General features: G+C 67.2%; 3 protein-coding genes. All 3 read right to left on the reverse strand.

The window, feature by feature from the left end; translation table 11 throughout:
- The coding region (locus BJQ90_RS18730; RefSeq protein WP_226761712.1) for an FAD-dependent oxidoreductase at positions 1-209 on the reverse strand (209 nt) is incomplete at its 3' end.
- Entirely contained in the window at positions 202-861 is a 660-nt protein-coding gene (locus BJQ90_RS18735) for a class I SAM-dependent methyltransferase (protein WP_413463716.1), read from the reverse strand. The genes BJQ90_RS18730 and BJQ90_RS18735, both read right to left, overlap by 8 nt.
- 52 nt (positions 862-913) lie before the next feature.
- Entirely contained in the window at positions 914-2,128 is a 1,215-nt protein-coding gene (locus BJQ90_RS18740) for a type III polyketide synthase (RefSeq protein WP_226761714.1), read from the reverse strand.
- Positions 2,129-2,306: the final 178 nt, after the last annotated feature.

Consider the following 2,306-nt stretch of genomic DNA (forward strand, 5'->3'; position numbering starts at 1 on the left):
CGGATCGGGACCCCCTCGGCCACGAGGTCCTCTGCGACGCCGATGCCCTGGAGCGCGTCCAGCGACGGGGGGTGGATGCCGATGGCGCGGGAGTGCGGTTCGGGGCCGGTCCGCTGCTCGAGGATCCGGACGCTGACGCCGTGCTGGAGCAGCAGCGCGCCCATGAACAGACCCACCGGGCCGCCGCCGATCACCAGGACGTCAGCCACGGCCGCTGCCCTTGTCCAGGATCAGCAGGTTGCGGTAAGGGGCTTGGCGGCGGACGGTCCAGCCCGGGGGAGCGGCGGCCCGGAGTTCGTCAGTGGTGTAGCTGCGGCGGATCGAGGTGAGGCCGTCCTGCCTGATGTAGGAGCCGGTGAAGGGCCAGGAGGAGGCGAAGAAGAGACCGTAGGCGGCGGGACTGCGCCGGAGATCGTTGTGGATGACCCGGCCGTGGCAGAGCGCGGCGGATTCGGCCAGGAACGCGGGAAGTTCGCCCTCCGCCAGATGGTGCAGTACGTGGTTGGACACCACCAGGTCGAAGCTCAGGCCCTCGCTGGCCAGCTCCGCTGCCAGGGCCTGACGGAACGTCACGCCCGCGGCCTGGTGCCGTGCCGCGGCGAAGCGGCTGGCGCGCGGATCCGGATCGATGGCCGTGATTTCCAGGCGCAGACCGTCGCGGGCGGCCCAGCGGGCGATCATGACCGGCACATCGCCGCCCCCGCAGCCGATGTCCAGCAGAGTGGCCGGCTCGCTGTGGCTCAGGAGTGGCCTGAGCTGGCGTAGATAGATGCCGCGCCAGCCGGAGACGGCCCGGTTGACCAGCGCGAATTGGGCATAGGTGCGGTCAAGCCGGACCGGATCGCAGCCGGGCAGGTCCATTTCCTCGACGGCATGCGCCGCGCGTTCCCGCAGTAGTTCCACCCTCAGGTTCTCAGGCCAGGGCCGATTCCGGCTGGGTGGACCGGGTGGCCGCGTCCCCGGACAATGCCGTCGTTCCGACGCCGCAGCTGCTGATTTTGGTGAACAGTGCCGTTTCCACGGTCAGCCCGGGCCCGAATGCCATGGAGCAGATCCGTTCGCCGCCGTCGTCGGCCCTCTCTGCCGAAGGCAGGTCAAGGATGCGGCGGAGTACGAAGAGCACGGTGGCGCTGCTCATGTTGCCGTAGTTGCGCAGGGTCTCGCGGGCCGGCACCAGCTGCTCGTCGCTGAGGTCCAGCCTGGACTGGACCTTGTCGAGGATGCTGCGGCCTCCCGGGTGGATGGCCCAGTGCCGGATATCGCGGTAGGGGAGTCCCTGCAGGGAGGTGTCCCGGGAGAGGAGTGGTTCCAGGGCGCCGATGATGTGGTCATCGATGATGTGCGGGACGTAGTTGCCCAGGACCATCTCGAAGCCTTGGTCGCCGATATTCCAGGCCATGGATTCCTCGCCGACCGGCGTCAGGACCGTCTCGAAGTGGTCCAGCCGCAGCAGTGCAGGTTTGTCCGGGAATTCACGAGCGGTCACGATGGCCGCTGCCGCGCCGTCGGCGAACAGTGCAGATCCCATGATGGTGTCCGGATCGTTCGAGGTCCGGACGTGCAGCGAGCAGAGCTCGGCGCAGACCACCAGCACCACGGCGTCCGGGTCCGCCTCGCAGAACGACTTGGCGGCCCGGAGGGCCGGGAACGCCGCGTAGCAGCCCATGAACCCGAGGTGGTAGCGCTGAACCGCGGGATTCAGGCCGAGGGCCCGGACGATTTTGTAGTCCGGTCCGGGGTTGAAGAAGCCCGTGCAGGACACCGTGACGAGGTGGGTTATGTCAAGTAAAGTGATTTCGGGGCAGGCCTCCAGGGCTTTCTGCGCTGCCTCGATGAAGAGTTTGGTGGCCTCGGTGGCGAAGAGGTCGTTGCGCACCTTCGTGCTGGGGCTGAGCAGCAGGCCCGTGCCGGCGTCGAAAAACACCGGATTCTCGGCCCGGTGGTCCTTGGTCATTTCCTCAACAGCCGTGTGGCGGGTATCGATGGCCGCGGAATCAAAGCAGGTCCCGACCAGCCGGGTGCCAAGCCTGCTGAGCCCAGGCTGGGCCGCGAAAACGTCCCGGGCTTCGGTTTGTATCAAAACAGTTGGCGGGACAGCAGTTTCCAGGGACCTCAGGTAGACCGTCATGGTTCATTCTCAGTGCGGGCGGTCCAGAAGACAATGGACCGCGCCCGGGAATCGGCCGGGAACCGGCCTGCGGGCCACAGGACTGCGGTTGCCTGGAACTGTGGCTTGCCAATGTAGTTGGCGAAATTGACAAGGCAGATTTGTGGTCAGGGCAGGGTGGGCCACGCGGAGGTGGGTC

This window comes from Arthrobacter sp. SO3, assembly GCF_020532825.1.
GTDB lineage: Bacteria > Actinomycetota > Actinomycetes > Actinomycetales > Micrococcaceae > Arthrobacter.

Excerpts from the sequence above, each read along its gene's own strand:
- BJQ90_RS18735 (WP_413463716.1), bottom strand. The coding sequence starts at position 861 with ATGGACCTGCCCGGCTGCGATCCGGTCCGGCTTGACCGCACCTATGCC.
- BJQ90_RS18740 (WP_226761714.1), bottom strand. The coding sequence starts at position 2,128 with ATGACGGTCTACCTGAGGTCCCTGGAAACTGCTGTCCCGCCAACTGTT.